This window comes from Compostibacter hankyongensis (assembly GCF_039541075.1).
GTDB classification, from domain to species: domain Bacteria; phylum Bacteroidota; class Bacteroidia; order Chitinophagales; family Chitinophagaceae; genus Compostibacter; species Compostibacter hankyongensis.
In genome coordinates this window covers 247,600-268,660 of record NZ_BAABFN010000022.1, presented here as the reverse complement: position 1 = coordinate 268,660, position 21,061 = coordinate 247,600, and the positions used below count along the sequence as shown (strand labels likewise).

Sequence of the window (21,061 nt, the reverse complement as noted above, 5' to 3'; positions counted from 1 at the left end):
TAAAATGTCCTTTAAATGTCGAAAAATCAAATCTGAATGTTTTTATTGTTTCTTAACGGTTTTCGCCGTTAAATTTGTCGGCCTAATAAATGTTTTTCATTCCTTCATGGGGAAGATTGACCATAACCGTATTTCCCTGCGCCGTATGGCAGGAGCAAACTGGAGCCTGATGTTACAGTGGGTCGTCCTCGTTGTGGTCATTGTCATTTTCCCGTCGCATGGAGGAACGGCCTGAACGATATTTCCGTACAACATATTGAATCGCCTTCCTTCTGCAAAAGAAGCAGAAAAGGCGATTTTTTTATTGCTGCCGGACAACCCGGAACTCAGTATAGGCGGTTCCGGCAGCAATAAGAAAAGCCGGGATGACAAAGAAAGGAAGATCATCATAAACTGATAACAGACAAGGTATCATGGAACTAAACAAGTACAGCAAAACACTTACGCAGGACCCTACGCAGCCCGCAGCTCAGGCCCAGCTCTACGCTATCGGGCTGAAGGAAGAAGACCTCAAAAAAGCCCAGGTGGGTATCGCAAGCATGGGGTACGAGGGCAATAACTGCAATATGCACCTGAACGATCTGGCGAAGGAGATAAAACAATCCGTGCAAGCCCAGAACCTGGTTGGGCTGATCTTTAATACTATCGGCGTCAGCGACGGGATGAGCAACGGTACTCCCGGTATGCGCTATTCCCTGGTGTCCCGCGAGATCATCGCGGATTCCATCGAAGCGGTTTGCGGGGCGCAGTACTATGACGGTCTGATTACCGTACCGGGCTGTGATAAGAATATGCCGGGCTCCATTATGGCCATGGCGCGACTGAACCGGCCTTCCATCATGGTGTACGGCGGAACCATTGCCCCGGGAAGATACAAAGGACAGGACCTGAACATCATCTCAGCCTTTGAAGCCCTGGGCCAGAAGCTGGCCGGGCAGCTGGACGAGGGAGATTTTAAAGGCATCATACAGCATTCCTGCCCGGGCGCAGGCGCCTGCGGCGGCATGTATACCGCCAATACCATGGCCGCCGCCATCGAGGCGATGGGGATGTCGCTGCCCTACAGCTCTTCCAACCCCGCACTCAGCGAAGACAAGAAAAAGGAATGCGCCGAAGCCGGAAAGGCCATCCGCCGGCTGCTGGAAATGGACCTGAAGCCTCGGGATATCATGACCCCGAAGGCCTTTGAAAATGCCATCACCGTAGTTATCGCCCTGGGCGGATCCACCAATGCCGTGCTGCACCTGATCGCCATGGCCCGTTCCGCCGGCCTGCGGCTGACGCTGGAGGATTTTCAGCAGCTGAGCGACAAGGTGCCGCTGCTGGCTGACCTGAAGCCCAGCGGTAAATATTTGATGGAGGACCTGCATAAGCTGGGCGGCGTTCCCGCTGTGATGAAGTACCTGTTAAAAGAAGGCTTCCTGCACGGCGACTGTATAACCGTTACCGGCAAAACCCTGGCGGAAAATCTCGCCGGCATCAAAGATTTTGATTTTGAAAAGCAGGACCTGCTGCGGCCGGTCGATCATCCCATCAAGGTTACGGGACACCTGCAGATCCTGAAGGGGAACCTGGCCGAGCTCGGCAGCGTGGCCAAGATCACCGGGAAGGAAGGAGAACGCTTTTCCGGTCCTGCCCGCGTATTCGACGGTGAGTATAAGCTGATCGACGGCATCCAGACGGGCCGGGTAAAAGCAGGCGATGTGGTGGTGATCCGTTATGAAGGACCCAAAGGAGCCCCGGGTATGCCCGAAATGCTGAAGCCCACCTCAGCCATCTTCGGGGCGGGTCTGGGCAGCAGCGTCGCCCTGATCACCGACGGACGGTTCTCCGGCGGAACGCACGGCTTTGTCGTCGGACACATTGCACCCGAGGCTTTTGAAGGCGGAACCATAGGTCTGGTGCAGGATGACGATATCATTGAAATAGACGCTACACAAAACCGTATAACCCTTCACGTTAGCGATGAAGAGCTGCAGCAACGCCGCGCCGCATGGAAGCGGCCTCCGCTGAAGGCGAATAACGGTATATTGTTCAAATACGCAAAACAAGTAAAAAATGCAACAGAAGGATGCGTTACTGACGAAGATTGATGCGGAGTCCCATACTGCCCGGTCCATTACCGGCGCCGAAGCGGTAATACAATCATTGATCGCCGAGGGGGTGGAGACCGTGTTCGGTTATCCCGGCGGAGCCATTATGCCGATCTACGATGCGCTGTACGACTACCAGGATAAGATCCACCACATCCTGGTACGGCACGAGCAGGGCGCTACCCATGCCGCTCAGGGTTATGCCCGTGCCTCCGGCAAGGTAGGCGTGGTGTTTGCCACCTCCGGACCCGGCGCCACCAACCTGGTGACCGGTATCGCGGATGCCCAGATCGACTCTACGCCCATGGTATGCATCACCGGGCAGGTAGCTGCATCGCTGCTGGGAACAGACGCCTTCCAGGAAACCGATGTGATCGGGATTACCACGCCGGTAACCAAGTGGAACGTGCAGATTACCCATCCCGACGAAATCCCCGGCGCCATCGCCAAGGCCTTTTATATAGCGCGCACCGGAAGGCCCGGCCCCGTACTGATCGATATCACCAAGAATGCGCAGTTCGGAAAGCTGGATTACAGCTACCGGAAATGCGAATATATCCGGAGCTACCGTCCCCATCCCGAGTTGGATAATGAAGCTGTAGCCCGTGCGGCGGAGCTGATCAACAACGCCAAAAAACCTTTTATCCTCTGCGGGCACGGCGTACTCATCTCCGGCGCCGAAGCGGAGCTGAAAAAGCTGGCCGAAAAAGCCGGTATCCCCGTCGGATGCACGCTCCTTGGCCTGTCTGCCTTTCCCACAGATCATCCCCTTTATATCGGTTATCTGGGCATGCACGGCAACTATGCGCCCAACATTCAGACCAACGAATGTGATGTGCTGATCGCCGTGGGAATGCGGTTCGACGACCGTATAACCGGCGACGTTAAGACCTATGCCTCGCAGGCCAAGGTGATCCATATTGAGATCGACGCTGCCGAGATCAACAAGATCATCAAAGCGGATGTAGCCGTACATGCCGACGCCAGGGAGGCCCTGGCGGCGCTGACAGAAAAGGTACAGCCGGCGTCTCATGCCGAGTGGCTGCAGGAATTCCACGACCTGGAGAAGCTGGAGGAGGAAAAGGTAAAGAAGCAAGAGCTTTATCCTTCAAGCGGACAGCTGAGAATGGCCGAGGTGATCCGCCTTATTTCAGAAAAGACAAAAGGAGATGCGATACTGGTCACCGACGTAGGGCAGCACCAGATGGTGGCCTCCCGTTATTTCGGATTTAAGCATCCCAATACCAACATCACCTCGGGGGGATTGGGCACGATGGGCTTTGCCCTGCCGGCAGCCATGGGCGCCAAGATGGCGGCCCCCGATAAAGAGGTCATTGCCATTATCGGCGACGGCTGCTTCCAGATGACGTTGCAGGAGCTGGGTACCATCTATCAGTCGAAGATCGGTATCAAGATCGTTATCCTGAACAACAACTTCCTGGGAATGGTGCGGCAGTGGCAACAGCTGTTCTTTGATAAACGGTATTCTTCCACCGAAATGATCAACCCCGATTTTATCACGATCGCAAAAGGATTTTTCATCGAAGCGAAAAAGGTGGAAGCGCGCGCGGATATATCGGCCGATCTGGATAAGATGCTCGAGCACCAGGGCGCATATCTCCTGGAGGTGGTGGTGGAGAAGGAAGACAACGTATTCCCGATGGTGCCGGCCGGCGCTTCCATCTCGGATATCCGGCTGGAGTAATATCTTTGCATTCCCGCCGGAAGCCCTGAAGAAAAAAGGCCGGCTTTTACCGGGTGGGGCGGCCTTAGAGAACTACCCGGGATCACTTTTAAATATCCTGATGCAGGAAAAAAATGGAAAGGCAATATACATTAACGGTTTACTGTGAAAACAGGATCGGCCTGATCGGTCGCGTTGCGGTTATCTTTACCCGGCGCCATGTAAACATTGAAAGCTTTATCGCTTCGGAAACCGAAATAAAGGACGTCTACAAGCTTACGGTTGTGGTGACCTCCACGCGCGAGCAGCTGGAGAAGATCGTCGGACAGATCGAAAAGCTGATAGAAGTGCACAAGGCCTTTGTCCACGACGAGGAAGAAGTGGTATACCAGGAGATGGCATTGTACAAAATATCTACCGAGCAGCTGGAGAAGCAGGATGTGGAAAAGCTGATCCGGGCCAACCATGCCAATATCCTGTCTATTACCCCCAAATACTTTGTCGTGGAAAAGACCGGCCACCAGGATGAATTGCTTGACCTGCTGCATGCCCTGGAGCCCTATGGCCTTATAGAATACGCCAGCAGCGGCCGCGTGGCGATCGTGAAATGGTCGCGCCGCTTCCATAAGCACCTGAAAGAGCTTTCACTGGTGGAAGAGGACAATCTTTCCATTGGGAAATAAATCATCACCGGTACCAAAAATTTAAATTCTCATTTTAAATCACAAATCAAGAAAAATGGCAACAATCAATTTCGGAGGAGTAAAGGAAGACGTCGTAACACGCGAGGAATTCCCGATGGAAAAAGCAAGGGAGGTCTTAAAGGATGAGACCATTGCGATCATCGGGTATGGTGTGCAGGGACCCGGCCAGTCGCTGAACCTGCGCGATAACGGCTTTAATGTCATCATCGGCCAGCGGAAAGATTCCAAAACATGGGATAAGGCCGTAGCCGACGGATGGGTGCCGGGCGAAACGCTTTTTGAAATCGAAGAAGCCGCCAAACGGGGTACGATCATCCAGTTCCTGCTTTCCGATGCAGGACAGATTTCCCTGTGGCCGGCCATAAAGCAACAGCTTACCGCCGGAAAGGCCTTGTATTTCTCCCACGGGTTCGGGGTTACCTATAACGACCAGACGGGCATCGTACCGCCCAAGGACGTGGACGTGATCCTGGTAGCGCCCAAGGGCTCCGGAACTTCCCTGCGCCGCTTGTTCCTGGCCGGTCAGGGACTGAACTCGAGCTTTGCCATCTTTCAGGATGCCACCGGCCGCGCCCGCGAACGGGTGATCGCCCTGGGTATCGGCGTTGGCTCCGGTTACCTGTTTGAAACGGATTTTAAGAAAGAAGTGTTCTCCGATCTTACCGGCGAGCGCGGTACCCTGATGGGCGCCATACAGGGCATCTTTGCCGCCCAGTACGAAACGCTGCGGTCGAAAGGGCATTCTCCCTCGGAAGCATTCAACGAAACCGTGGAAGAGCTTACCCAGTCGCTGATGCCGCTGGTAGCCGAAAACGGGATGGACTGGATGTATGCCAACTGCTCCACCACTGCACAGCGGGGTGCGCTGGACTGGTGGAAAAAATTCCGCGATGCCACGAAGCCGGTGTTTGAGGAATTGTACAATAGCGTGGCAGAGGGTAAGGAAGCCGCCCGCTCTATCGAATCCAACAGCCAGCCGGACTACCGGGAAAAGCTGAACGAGGAGCTGAAAGAGCTGCGCGAAAGCGAAATGTGGCAGGCCGGATCAGCGGTTCGCAAGCTGCGCCCGAATGCCTGATAGAAAAGCTTCGCCGGTCTTTCAGGCCGGCGAAGTTCTTTTACCCCGCCGGGAAGCTTGTTTCCCGGCGTTTTGTTTCACCGATCAACCGTTTCACCGATGACTTTGGATATTGAAGGGGCAGCCCGGCGCTTAAAGGATGTGGTTATCCATACCCCTTTATCCATCAACCGCAACCTTTCCCGGAAATATAATTGTAACGTATATCTGAAACGGGAAGACCTGCAGGTAGTCCGTTCCTATAAGCTGAGGGGCGCTTATAACATGATGAGCAGTCTGGCCCCGGAGCAGCTGACGGCGGGTGTGGTGTGCGCCAGTGCAGGCAATCATGCCCAGGGATTTGCCTTTTCCTGCGCCCGCCTGGGTATACGGGGCGTGGTGTTTATGCCTTCCCCAACGCCCAAGCAGAAGATCAACCAGGTGAGGATGTTCGGTGAAAATTTCGTGGAGATCGTGCTCACCGGCGATACCTTTGACGACTGTCAGGAAGCGGCCCTCGGCTATGCAGCACGGGAGCAGATGACGGTTATTCCTCCTTTTGATCATCCCAGCATTATCGCCGGGCAGGGCACCGTGGGCAAAGAGATACTGGATGACCTTCCGCAGGTCGATTACCTGTTTGTACCCGTAGGCGGCGGCGGTCTGGCCTCCGGCGTAGGGACTTACTTTAAACAGCACAGCCCGCAAACGCGCATCATCGGGGCGGAGCCCGAGGGCGCGCCCAGCATGCTGAAGGCCTTTGAGGCCGGCAGTCCGGTTACCCTTCCCGAGATCGATAATTTTGTGGACGGAGCGGCAGTGAAGCGCGTAGGCCAGCTGACCTATCAAATATGCCGGGAAGTGCTGCATGCTATGACCCTCGTGCCCGAAGGACGCATCTGCTCTTCCATCCTGCGCCTGTATAATGAGGATGCCATCGTCGTGGAGCCTGCCGGTGCGCTGGCCATGGCCGCGCTGGTGGATTTTGCCGAAGAAATCCGCGGCAAGAACGTGGTTTGTGTCGTCAGCGGAAGCAATAACGATATCGACCGCATGCAGGAAATGAAGGAACGCTCTCTTTTGTATGAAGGACTGAAGCATTACTTTATCATCCGCTTTGTACAACGTCCCGGCGCATTAAAAGAATTTGTAAACGAGGTGCTGGGTCCCGGGGACGATATTACCCGGTTTGAGTACATACAGAAACACAATAAGGAAGCCGGTCCCGCCCTGGTAGGAATAGAGCTGAAAAGTCCGGAAGACTATCCCACGCTGATCCGGAACATGCAGGAAAGACAGATATCCTATACCGAGATCAACAAGGACGACAACCTGTTCGGCTATCTGGTCTGAGCCGGAAAAGCCTGGTCGTCCGGGGTTGCAGCGTTCTCCCGCTTTGTTTCCGGCCCTTCTTCCCGCATTTCCCGGTCGATATAAGAATGCTTCCCGGTATCCCGGATGAACACATATACGACGAGGGAGCAGGCGACACAAAAGGTAATGTACCAGTAGTACCAGGATTCATGCCCGATGTTTTTGCAGTAAAATGCGATGTATTCCGCCGTGCCGCCGAAGATCGCAACGGTAAGCGCATACGGCAGTCCTACGCCCAGCGCCCGGATCTCTGCGGGAAACATTTCGGCTTTTACGACGGCATTGATGGAGGTGTAGCCGCTTACGATCAGCAGGGCGGCCAGGATCAGGAAAAAGGCCGCGAGCTCCGAGGACGCATGGCTCAGCGCGGTCAGCAGGGGAACGGTAAATAAGGTGCCCAGTACCCCGAATCCGATCAGCAACGGCTTTCTGCCTACTTTGTCCGACAACCATCCGAACAAGGGCTGGAGCAACGCATAGATGAGCATCAGCCAGAAAACCAGGAAGGTCGATTGCTCTTTTGAAAGATGGACCGTGTTGACCAGGAATTTCTGCATATAGGTGGTGTAGGTATAGAAGGCCAGCGTGCCGCCGAGGGTAAGTCCCACAACCGTGATTACGGCGCGGGGATGGTGTCTGAGCAGGTACAGCAGGGATCCGCGGGTATCCTGCTTTTTGCTTAACGGTATCGACTCCTGCATATTCCGCCGCATATAAAAAGTAAACAGGGCGAGCAATGCGCCGATGGCAAAGGGAATGCGCCAGCCCCAAGCCTGTAGCTGTTCCGGACTGAGAAATACCTTCTGAAGCAGCAGCTGTATACCCAGGGCGATAAGCTGTCCGCTGATCAGCGTAACATACTGAAAGCTGGAATAAAACCCCCGCCGGCCGGGAGCGGCCACCTCGCTCAGGTAGGTGGCCGAGGTGCCGTATTCCCCGCCCACGCTGAGTCCCTGCAGGAGCCGTGCCAGCAGCAGACATACGGGCGACCAGATGCCGATACGGTGATGGCCGGGTGTAAGCGCGATCAGCAACGATCCGAACGACATGAACAGAACGGAGAGGGTCATGGCCGTCTTCCGTCCTTTCCGGTCCGCGATGCGACCGAACAGCCATCCTCCGGCCGGTCGCATCAGAAAACCTACGGCAAAGACGGCCGCCGTGTTCAGCAGCTGTACCGTAGCATTGCCTTCCGGAAAAAATACCGGTGCGAAATACAGCGCAAAGGCTGCATAGACATACCAGTCGTACCATTCCACAAGGTTGCCTGCCGATCCGGCAAAGATGGCGCGGATGCGCCAGGCCGTGCCATGCGGTGTCGCTGTGTTATTGCTCATTTTCCGGTCTATTTGAATATTTTGCCGATGACTTTACCTATTTCTGCAAAGTCACGGTGATTGCTGACGGATCTTCTCTCAAGCGACCCTTCTTCTACGGCCGAGAAAGGATAGATCAGCAGATAGTTATTTTCATGCAGATGATGATTCAGAAAATCAGGGATGGCCCTCATCTGCGGAAGATAGGACGTCATGCCCCGCTTTGCCATCAGTATAATCAGACCTTCATCGTCTTTGAGCTCGCCGGCTGCGTGCTCGGCTTCCTCCCAGTTCTGCAGGACGTTAAATTCCGCTTCAATATTTGCTTTTTTTATGACCCGCTTAAGGATGGCAATGATATTTTCGCTGGTATGAAAGCTCATCAGCGCGCCCGAGTTCCTTCCTATGTTCCAGACCCTTAGCAGCGCATGAAAAAAGCCGGGCTCCCTTTCTCCCTGCATCGGGATCAGCACGGTATATTTTTTGACCGTGGATATCGGCTGCGCTGCATGATAGACCAGCACGTTGATCTGTTCATTTTGTAAATAGCCGTTATAGAGATTATATACGAAGGAAGGTGAAAAGCCCTTTTCGTCCTCCAGGCCGATGATCAGATCGGTTATTTTTTGCTCCTTTATAACATTATTGATACCGTTTATAACGTCGTTGTCATACCGGGTGAGCGGATGAAGCTCCACATCTGCTGCGGCGGCCGTATCCGAAGCGTGATGAAGTATCTTTTCTGCATTCTTAACCGAGGATTCCCTTTTGTCTTCGTTGATGACATTCAGCGCAAACAGGCGGTCTTCATTCGTATCCGCCTTTAACAGCAGGCCGAGGTTAACCATGCGTTCAACGGTCTCTTCGTGGTTGACCGCAAGCAGGATATTTTCTTTTTCCTGGTTGTTGCCGGAAACGGTATCTTCCTTTTCGGCGTCTGCTATCCGTTGTGCGCTGGACATGGATATGAAGGAAGAGATGGTACAGGAGATGAGGATCAGCAGAATGCTTCCGTTCAGCACATGCTCGTTCAGCAGCCTTACCGGTTCTCCTGCCGCCGTTTCAGAGATGATAATGTTATAACCGACCATTACGGATGCGAGGGTAGCGGCGGCGGAGGCGGAACTCATTCCGAATATGAGCCGTCCTTCGTCGCGGGTAAGCCTGAAGGTCTTCCGGGTAGCGACAGCGGCCAGGTATTTGCCGCCGATGGAAGCGGCTATCATTACCCCTGCAACCCCTAAGGTTTCCCAGCTTTGAACGAAAGCCCTGAAGTCGATCAGCATCCCTACGCTGATCAGAAAAAAGGGAATAAAAATGGCATTCCCGACAAATTCTACCCGGTTCATAAGCGATGACGACCGCGGGATCATCCTGTTGAGGGCAAGGCCGGCAAAGAAGGCGCCGATGATGGATTCAACGCCGGCCAGCTCTGCCAGCAATGCGGCCAGGTAGATCATCACCAATACAAAAATATATTGTGAGATCTTGTCTTCCACCACCTTAAAGAACCACCTTCCGATAAGCGGGAAAATCAGCAGAATAACAAGGCCAAAGACAATCATGGATAAAGACAACCTGATCCAGAAGGCGGTGCCGACGCCGCCCTGCGTCATGCCGACAACCACTGCCAGGACCAGCAGGGAAAGGATATCGGTGATCATGGTGCCGCCTACCGTGATGTTGACCGATAGGTTCTTAGCGATACCCAACTTGCTGATTAGGGGGTAGACAATGAGGGTATGAGAAGAAAAGAGACTTGCGAAGAGTATGGATGTCAGCAGAGGGAAATGCAGCAGGTAAAACCCACCGGCGAAGCCGAGCACAAACGGCACTGTAAAAGTATAGATGGCAAAGGTAACGCTCCTCCATTTGTTCTTTTTAAAGTCGCCCATGTCTATTTCCAACCCGGCCAGAAACATAATGTATAGCAGCCCGGTAGTGCCTGTCACCACCACGCTGCTGTCGCGGGATAATACGTTAAACCCGTGGGGCCCCACCAATGCCCCTGCGATGATAAGACCGAGCAGATGCGGTACCTTTATTTTATTCAGTAAAAGCGGGGCTCCCAGGATGATGATCAGCTCCAGCAGGAATTTCAGTAACGGATCTTCAATAGGTAAGCTGATGTGCTGAATACTCAGTAACTGCATGGGTTAGTTATTTGAGGCGGGTACGAGTTCCACAGAAAATCTGGCGGTGCAATTGTTGTCTCCACTGAGGATCTGTGTGCCTTTCATAAGGTTGGAATCTATCTTCCGGAGCACAACGCTCATGTCGGCTTTCTTTTGGATCGACGAATCTGTGGCGAAGTGTAGCAGGATCTCTTCTTTGTTAAAGCTTCCGGAAAAGACACGGATCAGCTTATCGTTGTTGGTAACTTTTACAAACATGCCGGTAGAGTCGCTGGTAAATTCCCAGCTGCCCGACCACTGATCCCCGATGACATAATTGCTGCAATTGGATTCTTTACAGATCACTTTACTGTTCCATCTTCCTGCCACGGCGGCTGGCCACGAAAGCGTCGCCACAGTATCATGGTGGGAGAGGAGGCTGTCCCTCATCCTCAGCAACGATTGATAATCGGCTTCCTTTTCGGCGAACTGTTTTTCCCGTTCGAGCAGGTTCTGTTCCCGGCCGGCAAGCTGCTGCTCGTATTTGTGGCCGGTACATCCCGCTACCGAAATAGACAGCAGGCATGCTGCAGGTAATATCTTTAACACCATGAGGTTCATAGGCTGGATGATTCTAAACTCAGATATACCATCGCAATTTAACATAATTAGGCTCACTTTAAAAACCGGAAGGCAGGCTCATTTTTTCCCCCTTAAAGTTTTTGGCATATGCTTTGCATTCTCGTCTGATGGATTAAAACAATTCTATATGAGACAGAAATTTGGATTACTCGGCGCCTTCATGTTGGCTTTACTGGCTATCTCGTTATTCTCGGCCTCCTGTAGTAAAAATGACGATCCGTCGGATAACGATTTCTTTGTAGGTACTTACAAAGGATCCATCAGCTATAATGACGGGGAGAAGTCCATCACGGACGACGATGGAAGGCTTACCGTGGTTAAGGTCGGAAGCTCCTACAGCTTTAAATTCGGTACCGGCATACCGGACATTAATAATGTCAAATTTCAGCAGCAGGACGACGGTAGTTATGTGAGTGTAGGAGAAGGAGTAACGGGGATCACTATCGACGCGCATTCTCTTAAGATGCTGGTCTCTAACGATGACGGCACCTGGACAGCCAACTGTACCCGGTAGCTTTTGGTCGGATTTTTTACGATAATGAATTAAAAGAGACGGCTTTGCTCAAGGCCGCCTCTTTATTTTTTATATGTTGCAATCTCGAAGGGATCCTTGACCGGGTTGCTCTGCTGATCCTGAGAATAGGAATAAACGTTACCATGGTATTGGGCTACAGCTTCTTTATTATACTTGTGCTTATATTCCAGCGGCGACATGGCGGTGATCTTCCTGAATACTTCTCTGAAGGCTTTTACATCCGAATAGCCTACCTCATACATTACCTCATTGATGGTCTTGCGGGTTGTTTCAAGCGATTTTTTTGCAGACTCGATCTTAACCCGCTGCAGGTACTCGACCGGCGTATTTCCGGTAGCCCTGATAAACCTCCTGTCAAAGTTCCGTCTCCCTGCCGCCAGCCTTGAAGATAGGTCCTGAATGGATATTTTTTCATCGAGGTGATCTTCAATATAAGCCTGCGCTTTTTTTATCATCTCGTCTCCATGATTTTTTTGCCCTTTAAATATGATAAAGGCAGATTGACTTTGCCGGTCCAGCTCGATCTGAAAAACCTTTGAACAATAGATCGCCGCCTCACGGCTATAGTATTTTTCAACCAGATAAATCGCCAGGTTCAGAAAAGAATAGCCGCCGCCATTGGTATAAATGCCTTGTTCGTCGGTGATCAGGTTTTCAGGTTTAAGATTTACTTTGGGAAATAACTTTCTGAAAGTATCCGTCACGATCCAATGTGTAGAGCAATTTTTTCCGTTCAGCAATCCGGTGGAAGCCAGCATAAATGCGCCGGTGCACATGCTGGCAATCTCTGCTCCGTTTTTATATTGTTTTGTAATCCAGTCCGCCAGCAATTTATTGCCTTTCGATATTTTTTGAAACTCATGAGCCAATGAAGGAATGACAATAAGATGGGTTTTTCTTATCTCCGAAATACGGGACTGCGCTTTCAGTGCCAATAAACCATTGCCGAATTCGGCCTGGTCGGAGACGCCCGCCAGCTCGACTTTGAATAATTCCTTCTTGCCGGCTTCTTTCCGGTAGGCATTGGCCGCATTAAATATTTCATAAGCGCCTATTATGCAGGCGAGCGTGCTGAGATTGCTTTGCCCGTCGGGGATGACGATCGTAAGATGTTTCATGATATTTCTTTTGACAAAGATAAAAACTTATGATGTCCAGATCAACCCACTATAAAGTCCGTTTTACACCCTAAGAATATTGTATTTAGACAATACTTTTGTCCTGTTATATGCAAGTTGCTCATCTCTAAAAATCAATAACCATGGCAGACATCAGGCACAACGTAGTGATTAAGGCAGCCCCTGAAAAAATTTATGAAGCCCTTACCACGCAGGAGGGACTTTCAGGCTGGTGGGCGAAACAAACGGTAGCCCGGCCGGAAGAAGGGTTTGTAAACGTATTTACCTTCGGCGACTTTCGAAATGAAATGAAAGTGACCGTTCTGGATCCCGGAAAAAGAGTGGAATGGCTGTGCATCCGGTCGATTGACGAATGGATGGGTACAAATATATCTTTTGAGCTGGAAGAAAGAAATGAAAGGACGCTGTTGCGTTTTGCTCACTCCGGCTGGCGCGCTATTACAGATACCTTTGCAGGCTGCAACTATGATTGGGGCCGGTTCATGACAAGTTTAAAATCATACTGTGAAACGGGAAAAGGAACCCCTTCTTAACCAATTCTTCTTTGGTCGTTTTATTCAATCTCGAGGCAGGCAACTTCGTCGTAGTCGTTTTGTGTAATAAACGCCACAATATCTTCAGCTTTATTCAGCAGCAGCTGGGCAATATGGTTGGTGCGAGTATTTCCGGTTTGTAAACTCGCAAACTTGCCTGGCTTCGGGAAATAGGAAGGAAATTTTCCTTATTACACGAAAGGAAATGTTCTGGTCCAGTAATAATCTCACTTTATGCGATACGGAGCTTGTGTTCACGATCAGCGGCGTAAGCCAGGGAAGAGCGTATCTGCTCTCCGGTCAATTCCGGAAAATCTTGCAATATCTCTTCCTGAGACATTCCGTTTGCGAGCCAACTCAGGACGTCAAATACAGAAATACGGGTTCCCTTAATCACGGGCTTCCCGAATCTGACATTAGGATCGATGATTATATGTTCGCTGTAATTGCTGCCCTCCATGATATGGATTTTCAATAGAGACGAAGTCAGGTAATATTATTGAAAAAACTTTCGCATTTGGGATATGCGGAACTACTCGCAGCATTGCAAGTTTAAATAAAAAAGTTTTTGCCACAGCAAGTTTTTTCAAGAAGACAGGATTAGCTTCGCTGATCCTAAGGGGAGGCAGCCAAATATACAATGCCCCGGCCGCGCCTGCGGCACGTCCTGCTTTTTGCGTTCTCCGCAGCTGCACGAGCAATCTCTGCATCTACTTCAAAGGCAGGATTGCCTACGGCGATCCTAAAGAGGGAGGTGCCAAATGCCGGCAAAGCCTTTGGCTTTTTACTTTTTTCGCTGTCCGCATCCGGACAAGTCCGATGCGGTCTGCTCTAAAAGCAAAAAGCCCCCGCTTCGCGGAGGCTTTGCCGGCATTTGTCGAGAAGACAGGATTCGAACCTGCGACCCCCTGGTCCCAAACCAGGTGCGCTACCGGCCTGCGCCACTTCTCGATCCGGAAAGCGATGTCAACCGGCCGGAAAACGGCCTTATCGCTGCGGCAAAGATAATCCTTTTTACAGCGACGGGAAGTTATTTATCCGAAGCGCTACCGCAGCGGCGGCATGCACATCAGGAGCGGATGATCCTTACGCCCGGCGGAGCGGTGATCTTTGTGTCGGTCTTTCCGCCGGGGAGCTTGCGGCAGCTGATCCTGATCAGTCCGTAAGGGGTGGGAAAGGTTCCCTTTGCCCATTCCAGATCGCCAAGCTGAGGAGTGATGCGCACCGCTTTACACCCCGGCTCAACCACCTTTACTCCAAGCACATGTTCGGTCAGCCAGGAAGTAGGGCCGGAAGACCAGCCGTGGCAGAGGCTGTGACGGAACCCCTTGTAGCAATAAGCGCCATAGTCGCCATGTATGTCTTTCTTGCCCGGTATGGGAAGCTCGTCGATCCTGAACGCGTTTTTGGTCCAGTCCAGGTTGAAGTCCTCCCAGAAGGTGGTAGCGCCCATGTTCAGCATCGCCCCCCAGTAGCTGCGGATATTATCCAGCGCCCCCCGGATATTGCCGGCCTTGGCCTGCGCCTGCAGCATATAATAGCCGTAAAAAGTGGAGAAGTGCTGTGCACCGCCGACGCTGAGGATGGTCTTGTCCGCCTTGTCTGCAGGCATGAGACCGGACAGCGCCAGCAGGGCGGCGGCCTGTTTGGAATGGTTGGGATCGGGCACCGCTTGTTTTAGCCTGGCAATCGCAGCCCGGCATTTCGCCGCAGTAGCCGGCTCGTTCAGATATTTACAAAGATCGGCTCCGGCATCCAGGGTCATTACCATCAGGGCTTGCAGCCCGGCGTGTACTGCTTCCGGATTCTCGCTGGAGGGCCAGTCCAGGAAGCGGGTGCCGTCGAGCTTTTCGGTATTGTCCGGCCCGATCTTGCCGATAAGGTAGTCCAGCAGCTTTACGAGGTAGTCTTTTTGCTGCTGCAGGTATGCTTTGTTGCCATTATGATAATACCAGTCGCGCTGGATCAGCACCCACCACATCGAGTAGGCGCTGATGCCGTTCATCCAGCCCGGCAGCGGTGTGACGTCGCGGGAGAGATCCAGGCTTTTGGGCACCACCCCGTTGTATCCGAACACGGTATTGATGGTGGCCACTTCAGGTCCCATATCCCCGACCCATACCAGGCGGTCGCGTTTTATGCCATCCCAAAGGTAGTCCTGCATATTCAGCTGTACAGTGTAGGCCCCGGTCATCCATATTTTATTCAGCAGGGTATCGCTGCAGGAAAAAGAGCCCAGGTAGGGGAGATTGCGGAAGGTAAAAACTGCTGTTACATTTTTCAGCAGCAGCTCTGCATCGGGGTCGACCAGGTCGATGCGTACAAAGCGGAAGCCGGTATTGCCCATCTCAAGACTACCCAGCCAGGGAAGCTGTACCACAAAATCCCGCATCGCATGGTCATTGGTAGCATCGTGCAGCGTATCGCTGACGTCGGACATGGTCTCGCTGACCGATTCTCCGAAACGGATACGCACTTTTACCGGTTTGTTGACCTTCATCATTCCCGTGGTGATATGAATGCCTCCGTGGAGCTCTTTTCCAAAATCCAGCAGGATGCCCGCCTTTTCACTGCCGGTATTCTTTAGCAGGCAGAGATTGCGGTTACTCAGATCGGCCTGACCGTTATCGGGAAGCAGCAGCCGGTCTGCGTGCTGAATGTTCGTTCCGGAAGTATCCGATTGCCATATGATGCGTAAGGGGGTGATATACCGGTGAGTCAGGCTGTCGCTTCTCACTTTCCCGGCATATTCCTTCCCGAAAACCGGTGGCATCTGGGCGCTGGCCGAAAAGCTCATTACACCCGCCAGCAGAAAGCTGCCCAAAATTGCTTTATACATGCGTTGATTATTTATCAGAAAGTGTTGTAAACCGGCAAGCAAAATAGAAAAGGGGGTAAAAGAAGGTATCCTGTGCTATCCTGCCCGGGAAAGCTGCCGGATATCTCTTCCGTGGTTCGAAGCTTACCGGTGCGGTGCGAAATATCAAAAAGTATAAAGTATTTGTCAATTTCTATATAGGACAGCCTTTGGTCAAAATTATATTTGTATAGTTCTTCTTACAGCTAATTCCCTATTATTTACGGCAGCGTGTTTTATCAGTTACAAGGCGACATCGGTAGCCGGGTCTGAACCTGAGGAAGGAGACCAATGAATCTTCGGAAACGAGTCTTTATCCATACTAAAACCTGCGTTATGTTTACACCATTTTGTTTTATCCGATCCCGTATCAGGACTGCCCTCTGCATGCTGGGCTGCGTCCTGCTTTGTTCTTCCCTGTCCGCGCAACAGGGAGACAGGATTTCCGGCAAGGTAACGGACAGCCTGAGCGGACAGCCCCTGGCCGGGGTGACGGTCGCCCTGAAAGACGGCAGTCAGGGGACAACCACCGGCGCCGACGGTGTATTTCAATTGCCGGGGCATCCGCCGGCAGTTCTGGTACTGTCCTCCATAGGATACAAGACGAAAGAAGTTCCGGTAGACCGTCTGTCCGGTATCCTTATCCGGCTTGAGCCGGGGAATGCCAAGCTCGATGAAGTGGTGGTAGTCAGCTATGGCAAGCAGGATGTGCGGGAAGTGACCGGATCGGTAAGCCAGCTGAATGCGAACGAAGTTAAAGATATGCCGGTAAGTAATATTGGCCAGAAAATGCAGGGTAAGTTAGCCGGTGTTCAGATCAACAATAATAATGGCGAGCCGGGGGCGAACATGTCTTTCCGCATCCGCGGGGCGGCCTCGATAAATGCCGGCAACGGGCCGCTGATCGTGATAGACGGATTTCCTTCGGTGAGCGGACTTGAGGTATTGAGTCCCGATGAGATTGAGTCGGTTACCGTGCTGAAAGATGCTGCTGCTTCTTCCCTGTATGGTTCCCGGGCGGCGAATGGGGTAATACTCGTTACCACGAAGCAGGCCAAATCGGGTCAGAAAAACATACAATTCAGCACTTATGTAGGTGTGGAATCTGTTCCGGATAGGGGAAAGCCGGATCTGATGAATGCGCGGGAATTTGCCCAGTTCAAAAAAGAATTTTACGAAGATGCCGCCAAATATGAAGGCTATACCGGAGGAGTTCCGGAGATATACCAACACCCCGAACAATACGGACCGGACGACGGTACGGACTGGTTTGATGTGCTGCTGCGGAAAGCACTTACACAGAATTATAACCTTTCCCTTTCCACAGGCGTAAATGATCTGAAATCTGCCGTAAACCTCAACTATAACCGGCAGGAGGGGGTAATGCTCAATACCTATGCAGAACGGGTTACCGCCAGGGCGAATAATACCTATTCCGCATCGGACCGGCTGACATTCGGATTAAATATTGGCGTGACCTACCGCCGCAGCCAGATTACTTCCGGCTTGGGTAATGGACGCAATATCATTCAGTCCGCCTACCTGATGGACCCTACGCTTAACTATAAAAATCCGGACGGAACCTATCCCGTCTCTTTTTCACAGCCCGGCATGTTTCCCAATCCCAATTACTATCTCGTATTAAAGGAAAGAGCTAATCCTACCAAAGAAACCACCGTGCTGGCCAATGCTTTCGGAGAATATGAAATCCTGAAAGGACTGCGGTATAAGATAAGCCTGAATGCAAATACGGATAATACGGTCAACCGGACCTTCACGCCTTCAACGGCACAGGGAGGGCTTGGAGGGGCGCCGCCGCAGCCTGCCACGGGAAGTTATAACACCAGCAGCTTTCTGACCTGGCTGATCGAAAATACCCTGACCTATCAGAAGACCATCCATGATAAACATAACATCGATGCGCTTGTGGGTTATACTGCTCAGCGTTATAATTTTGAAAACAGCAACATAAACGGCACCCAGTTCCCGGACGACAATATCGGATGGGTGAATGCCGCGACGACAAGAATAGGAGATGTGGGCACTAACGCTTCTTCGTTGTTGTCCTATATTGCCCGGTTGAATTATAATTACAACAGCAAATACCTGCTTTCGCTCGCTTTCCGGCGGGACGGGTCTTCCCGGTTCGGATCGAATAATAAATGGGGTAATTTTCCTTCCGTATCGGTCGGCTGGGTAGTCTCGGAAGAGGGGTTTTTGCATAATGTGAAGGGAATCAGCTTCTTAAAGCTGAGGGCCAGCTATGGAAAAACCGGCAACAACAACATAGGGGATTATACTTATCTGGCGTCGGTCAACTCGGATAACTATGTATTCGACGACAAGGTGACCCCGGGGAAATCCCTGAACGGTATCGGGAACTCCAACCTCACCTGGGAAACAACCGACGGGCTGGATATCGGCCTCGATCTGGGTCTTTTTAACGACCGCATTGCCTTTACCTACGATTATTACAGGAAAAAGACGGCAGGGCTGTTATATCAGGTTGATATTCCAGTTCAATCCGGCTTTAGCAGCATTACTTCGAATATCGGGCAGTTTAACTTCTGGGGACACGAGTTCAGCATAACGTCTCAAAACCTCACCGGTGCATTTCGGTGGAGCACCAGCTTTAATATTTCGTTTGACCGGAACCGGGTAGAAAAGCTTGGTACCAATAATGCCCCGATAGGCGGATATCAGCTCTACTGGGATGACAACAGGACGGCCGTAAGCCATCCTATCGGTCTTTTTTACGGGTATATCAATACCGGAGTGTATATGACGCAGGAGGAGTTTGATACGCAGCCTCATGACGCTACAGCAATGGTCGGAACCGCGAGGTTTAAAGACATCAGCGGCCCCGACGGCGTGCCTGACGGTATTATCGATGAGAATGACCGGACCTTTATCGGTAATCCGAACCCCGATTTTATCTACGGGATGACGAACCAATTCAGCTATAACAATTTTGATCTGAGTATCGTATTCGCCGGTTCTGTGGGCAACGATATTGCCGACGACGCTTTTCAATCCACCGAGAACCTGGACGGGGTCTTTAATGTGAGAAAAGGTGTGGCCAACCGGTGGAGATCGGAAGAAGACCCGGGGGACGGCATATACCCGAGGACCAGGGCAGGCACTACTGCGGATTTCCGGAATTTCACTTCACGTCAGGTGTTTGACGGATCCTACCTGGCCGCAAAGAATATCACGCTTGGCTACAGATTGCCGCTTGCCAGAAATCCGTATGTCAAAAATGCCCGGGTATATTTCAGTGCGCAGAATGCCTTTATACTGACGAATTATCCGGGCATGAATCCTGAGGCGGGACTGAACGGTCTGAACGGATTGAACCAGGGTCGGGATTTTACCGCCTACCCCGTCAGCCGGATATTTACCCTGGGTGTAGATGTGGGATTCTGAGTAAGCCTTGTGTTTGATCTTAAACTAAACATTATGAAAAAGATATTCCTGTATATAGCAGTTGCTTTGATTACGTTGCAATCCTGCAGCGAAGATAACCTGAACCTGGCTCCGGAGACTTCGCTGAGCTCGGTTTCTTTTTTTAAGAATGCTGCAGAGTTTGACCAGGCAGTTGTTTCCGCCTATACGAACCTGCGACTGATTGCCGTGACAGGCATTTACATGGACGAAATACGGTCCGATAATACTTTTTTTACGATTTACCAGGCTGACCGGGGAACGGAAACCAGTGCAGAAGCCATGGCAGAGTTTCTGGATAATGCCACCTCCAGCCAGGAGCCGAACAATCCCGGCAACCGATATGGAAATGATTATTCAGGTATCGCCAAGGTGAACACCGTTCTTAGCCGACTGGAGAACCGGGAGGATATAGCGCAGGGCGTAAAGGACACCTTGTCGGGAGAGGCGCTGTTCCTGAGGGCGTATTATTATTACGATCTGGTTCAGCATTATGGCGGTGTCCCTTTGCAACTCAAGGAAGTGACTTCGGAGAAAGAAGCTTTTTTACCCAGGAATACCGTGGAAGAGGTATACAGTCAGATCATTGCAGACCTCACGAATGCTATTCCCAAGCTTCCTGTGGCGACAACCTTTCCTCAGTCGGGCAGGGCCACGCGAGGCGCAGCCAAAATGCTGTTGGCTTACGCCTACATGTCAAAGCCGGAGCGCGAATACGCCAAAGCGGAAAAGGAGTTGCTGGATATCACCCATATGAACTATGGCTTATTGGATAATTATGCCGACGTCTTTGACCCCGCTCATAAAAACAGCCGGGAGTCGATATTTGAAGTGCAGTACCAGGCAGGAAATGACGGGCAGCAGAGTGACTTTATATGGAGGTTTATTCCAAAGACAACAAATACGGAAGCCATACTAGGCCTGCACGGCACAAACTTGCGGGGCGGCCTTTCTAGCGGGGGCTGGAATGTTCCGACCCAGGAAATGGTGGATTCATATGAAGATGGAGACAAGCGCCTGCCAGCTTCGATCGGCGTGGCCGTGGGTAGCCTCAGTGGGGAATCTTTTACGACTGAAGCGATGGAAAACCCTGTTGGATTTCATCCCCCTTCGGGCAAAGCCTACTTTTATTTTATCAAAAAATATCTGCATCCTCCTTATGCTGTGGAATGGAATACGGATGACAATTGGCCTGTTTATCGATATTCCGGCGCCTTGTTGCTGCTGGCGGAATGCCTGGTCGCCCAAAACAAGTCCCCGGAAGCGCTGCCTTATCTGAACCAGGTGAGGAAAAGGGCAGGATTGCCAGATATGACAGTTGCCACGAAAGAAAGTGTGGCGGATGAAATGCGTCATGAGCTCGCTTTTGAAAACCATCGCTGGACCGATCTCATCCGCAATGGCAATGCGGTCAATGTGCTAAATGAAAAGGGAGAACGTCTGAAGGCGCTCTATGGATGGCTGCTGCCCGCTTCATTCAAGGTAACAGAAAACAGGCTAATTTACGCTATACCTTCGAGGGAAATCCAGATCAACAGCAATCTCGTTCAAAACCCCGGTTATTGAGAA

16 protein-coding genes and 1 tRNA gene are annotated in these 21,061 nt (G+C 51.6%); 9 read left to right on the top strand and 8 right to left on the bottom strand.

Going from position 1 to position 21,061, the window contains the following annotated elements:
* Positions 1 to 413: 413 nt before the first annotated feature.
* The 5 genes from ilvD to ilvA all read left to right on the top strand — a co-directional run bounded on the left by ilvD (position 414) and on the right by ilvA (position 6,891).
* The gene (gene ilvD / locus ABD851_RS17190) at positions 414 to 2,093 is read left to right on the top strand and encodes a dihydroxy-acid dehydratase (protein ID WP_344981622.1); all 1,680 of its coding nucleotides are present in this window, start codon (positions 414 to 416) and stop codon (positions 2,091 to 2,093) included.
* On the top strand, positions 2,059 to 3,798 hold the full coding sequence (gene ilvB, locus ABD851_RS17185; RefSeq protein ID WP_344981620.1) for a biosynthetic-type acetolactate synthase large subunit: 1,740 nt from the start codon (positions 2,059 to 2,061) through the stop codon (positions 3,796 to 3,798). Before ilvD ends, ilvB begins: the two co-directional genes overlap by 35 nt.
* 113 nt (positions 3,799 to 3,911) lie before the next feature.
* Entirely contained in the window at positions 3,912 to 4,460 is a 549-nt protein-coding gene (gene ilvN, locus ABD851_RS17180; protein WP_344981619.1) for an acetolactate synthase small subunit, read from the top strand.
* Between the two features lie 55 nt (positions 4,461 to 4,515).
* Positions 4,516 to 5,559 (top strand): ketol-acid reductoisomerase, encoded by a 1,044-nt coding sequence (gene ilvC / locus ABD851_RS17175; protein WP_344981617.1) that lies wholly within the window; start codon positions 4,516 to 4,518, stop codon positions 5,557 to 5,559.
* A gap of 99 nt (positions 5,560 to 5,658) precedes the next feature.
* On the top strand, positions 5,659 to 6,891 hold the full coding sequence (gene ilvA, locus ABD851_RS17170) for a threonine ammonia-lyase IlvA (protein WP_344981615.1): 1,233 nt from the start codon (positions 5,659 to 5,661) through the stop codon (positions 6,889 to 6,891).
* Here the strand turns inward: ilvA and ABD851_RS17165 are convergent.
* The 3 genes from ABD851_RS17165 to ABD851_RS17155 are packed head-to-tail and all read right to left on the bottom strand — an operon-like array spanning position 6,879 to position 10,963.
* Positions 6,879 to 8,249 (bottom strand): MFS transporter, encoded by a 1,371-nt coding sequence (locus tag ABD851_RS17165; RefSeq protein ID WP_344981613.1) that lies wholly within the window; start codon positions 8,247 to 8,249, stop codon positions 6,879 to 6,881. The genes ilvA and ABD851_RS17165 overlap by 13 nt on opposite strands.
* An 8-nt stretch (positions 8,250 to 8,257) precedes the next feature.
* The gene (locus tag ABD851_RS17160; RefSeq protein ID WP_344981611.1) at positions 8,258 to 10,381 is read right to left on the bottom strand and encodes a cation:proton antiporter domain-containing protein; all 2,124 of its coding nucleotides are present in this window, start codon (positions 10,379 to 10,381) and stop codon (positions 8,258 to 8,260) included.
* Between the two features lie 3 nt (positions 10,382 to 10,384).
* The gene (locus ABD851_RS17155; protein WP_344981609.1) at positions 10,385 to 10,963 is read right to left on the bottom strand and encodes a hypothetical protein; all 579 of its coding nucleotides are present in this window, start codon (positions 10,961 to 10,963) and stop codon (positions 10,385 to 10,387) included.
* 148 nt (positions 10,964 to 11,111) lie between these two features.
* Between ABD851_RS17155 and ABD851_RS17150 the strand changes: the two genes are divergently transcribed.
* Positions 11,112 to 11,498, top strand: a complete 387-nt coding sequence (locus ABD851_RS17150; RefSeq protein WP_344981607.1) for a hypothetical protein — start codon at positions 11,112 to 11,114, stop codon at positions 11,496 to 11,498.
* 62 nt (positions 11,499 to 11,560) lie between these two features.
* Here ABD851_RS17150 and ABD851_RS17145 read toward each other — a convergent pair whose 3' ends face one another.
* Entirely contained in the window at positions 11,561 to 12,637 is a 1,077-nt protein-coding gene (locus ABD851_RS17145) for a GlxA family transcriptional regulator (RefSeq protein ID WP_344981605.1), read from the bottom strand.
* Between the two features lie 143 nt (positions 12,638 to 12,780).
* Here ABD851_RS17145 and ABD851_RS17140 point away from each other — a divergent pair, with 143 nt between their 5' ends.
* On the top strand, positions 12,781 to 13,191 hold the full coding sequence (locus tag ABD851_RS17140; protein WP_344981603.1) for an SRPBCC family protein: 411 nt from the start codon (positions 12,781 to 12,783) through the stop codon (positions 13,189 to 13,191).
* Between the two features lie 232 nt (positions 13,192 to 13,423).
* Here the strand turns inward: ABD851_RS17140 and ABD851_RS17135 are convergent, their stop codons facing one another.
* The 4 genes from ABD851_RS17135 to ABD851_RS17120 all read right to left on the bottom strand — a co-directional run bounded on the left by ABD851_RS17135 (position 13,424) and on the right by ABD851_RS17120 (position 16,030).
* On the bottom strand, positions 13,424 to 13,651 hold the full coding sequence (locus ABD851_RS17135) for a DUF433 domain-containing protein (RefSeq protein ID WP_344981601.1): 228 nt from the start codon (positions 13,649 to 13,651) through the stop codon (positions 13,424 to 13,426).
* Positions 13,608 to 13,901 (bottom strand): hypothetical protein, encoded by a 294-nt coding sequence (locus ABD851_RS17130; RefSeq protein ID WP_344981941.1) that lies wholly within the window; start codon positions 13,899 to 13,901, stop codon positions 13,608 to 13,610. The genes ABD851_RS17135 and ABD851_RS17130 overlap by 44 nt, the downstream gene beginning before the upstream one ends.
* 167 nt (positions 13,902 to 14,068) lie before the next feature.
* Positions 14,069 to 14,142, bottom strand: a tRNA-Pro gene (locus ABD851_RS17125).
* Between the two features lie 118 nt (positions 14,143 to 14,260).
* Complete coding sequence (locus ABD851_RS17120; protein ID WP_344981599.1) at positions 14,261 to 16,030, bottom strand: alpha-L-rhamnosidase-related protein; 1,770 nt, start codon at positions 16,028 to 16,030, stop codon at positions 14,261 to 14,263.
* Positions 16,031 to 16,384: 354 nt separating this feature from the next.
* Between ABD851_RS17120 and ABD851_RS17115 the strand changes: the two genes are divergently transcribed.
* Both ABD851_RS17115 and ABD851_RS17110 read left to right on the top strand, forming a co-directional pair.
* On the top strand, positions 16,385 to 19,474 hold the full coding sequence (locus ABD851_RS17115) for a SusC/RagA family TonB-linked outer membrane protein (protein WP_344981597.1): 3,090 nt from the start codon (positions 16,385 to 16,387) through the stop codon (positions 19,472 to 19,474).
* A 33-nt stretch (positions 19,475 to 19,507) separates the two neighbouring features.
* Complete coding sequence (locus ABD851_RS17110; protein ID WP_344981595.1) at positions 19,508 to 21,058, top strand: RagB/SusD family nutrient uptake outer membrane protein; 1,551 nt, start codon at positions 19,508 to 19,510, stop codon at positions 21,056 to 21,058.
* Positions 21,059 to 21,061 lie beyond the last annotated feature (3 nt).

What these genes read in the sequence shown, in the direction of transcription:
- ilvD (WP_344981622.1), top strand. Translation starts at nt 414, where the DNA reads ATGGAACTAAACAAGTACAGCAAAACACTTACGCAGGACCCTACGCAG.
- ilvB (WP_344981620.1), top strand. Translation starts at nt 2,059, where the DNA reads ATGCAACAGAAGGATGCGTTACTGACGAAGATTGATGCGGAGTCCCAT.
- ilvN (WP_344981619.1), top strand. Translation starts at nt 3,912, where the DNA reads ATGGAAAGGCAATATACATTAACGGTTTACTGTGAAAACAGGATCGGC.
- ilvC (WP_344981617.1), top strand. Translation starts at nt 4,516, where the DNA reads ATGGCAACAATCAATTTCGGAGGAGTAAAGGAAGACGTCGTAACACGC.
- ilvA (WP_344981615.1), top strand. Translation starts at nt 5,659, where the DNA reads ATGACTTTGGATATTGAAGGGGCAGCCCGGCGCTTAAAGGATGTGGTT.
- ABD851_RS17165 (WP_344981613.1), bottom strand. Translation starts at nt 8,249, where the DNA reads ATGAGCAATAACACAGCGACACCGCATGGCACGGCCTGGCGCATCCGC.
- ABD851_RS17160 (WP_344981611.1), bottom strand. Translation starts at nt 10,381, where the DNA reads ATGCAGTTACTGAGTATTCAGCACATCAGCTTACCTATTGAAGATCCG.
- ABD851_RS17155 (WP_344981609.1), bottom strand. Translation starts at nt 10,963, where the DNA reads ATGAACCTCATGGTGTTAAAGATATTACCTGCAGCATGCCTGCTGTCT.
- ABD851_RS17150 (WP_344981607.1), top strand. Translation starts at nt 11,112, where the DNA reads ATGAGACAGAAATTTGGATTACTCGGCGCCTTCATGTTGGCTTTACTG.
- ABD851_RS17145 (WP_344981605.1), bottom strand. Translation starts at nt 12,637, where the DNA reads ATGAAACATCTTACGATCGTCATCCCCGACGGGCAAAGCAATCTCAGC.
- ABD851_RS17140 (WP_344981603.1), top strand. Translation starts at nt 12,781, where the DNA reads ATGGCAGACATCAGGCACAACGTAGTGATTAAGGCAGCCCCTGAAAAA.
- ABD851_RS17135 (WP_344981601.1), bottom strand. Translation starts at nt 13,651, where the DNA reads ATGGAGGGCAGCAATTACAGCGAACATATAATCATCGATCCTAATGTC.
- ABD851_RS17130 (WP_344981941.1), bottom strand. Translation starts at nt 13,901, where the DNA reads ATGCAGAGATTGCTCGTGCAGCTGCGGAGAACGCAAAAAGCAGGACGT.
- ABD851_RS17120 (WP_344981599.1), bottom strand. Translation starts at nt 16,030, where the DNA reads ATGTATAAAGCAATTTTGGGCAGCTTTCTGCTGGCGGGTGTAATGAGC.
- ABD851_RS17115 (WP_344981597.1), top strand. Translation starts at nt 16,385, where the DNA reads ATGTTTACACCATTTTGTTTTATCCGATCCCGTATCAGGACTGCCCTC.
- ABD851_RS17110 (WP_344981595.1), top strand. Translation starts at nt 19,508, where the DNA reads ATGAAAAAGATATTCCTGTATATAGCAGTTGCTTTGATTACGTTGCAA.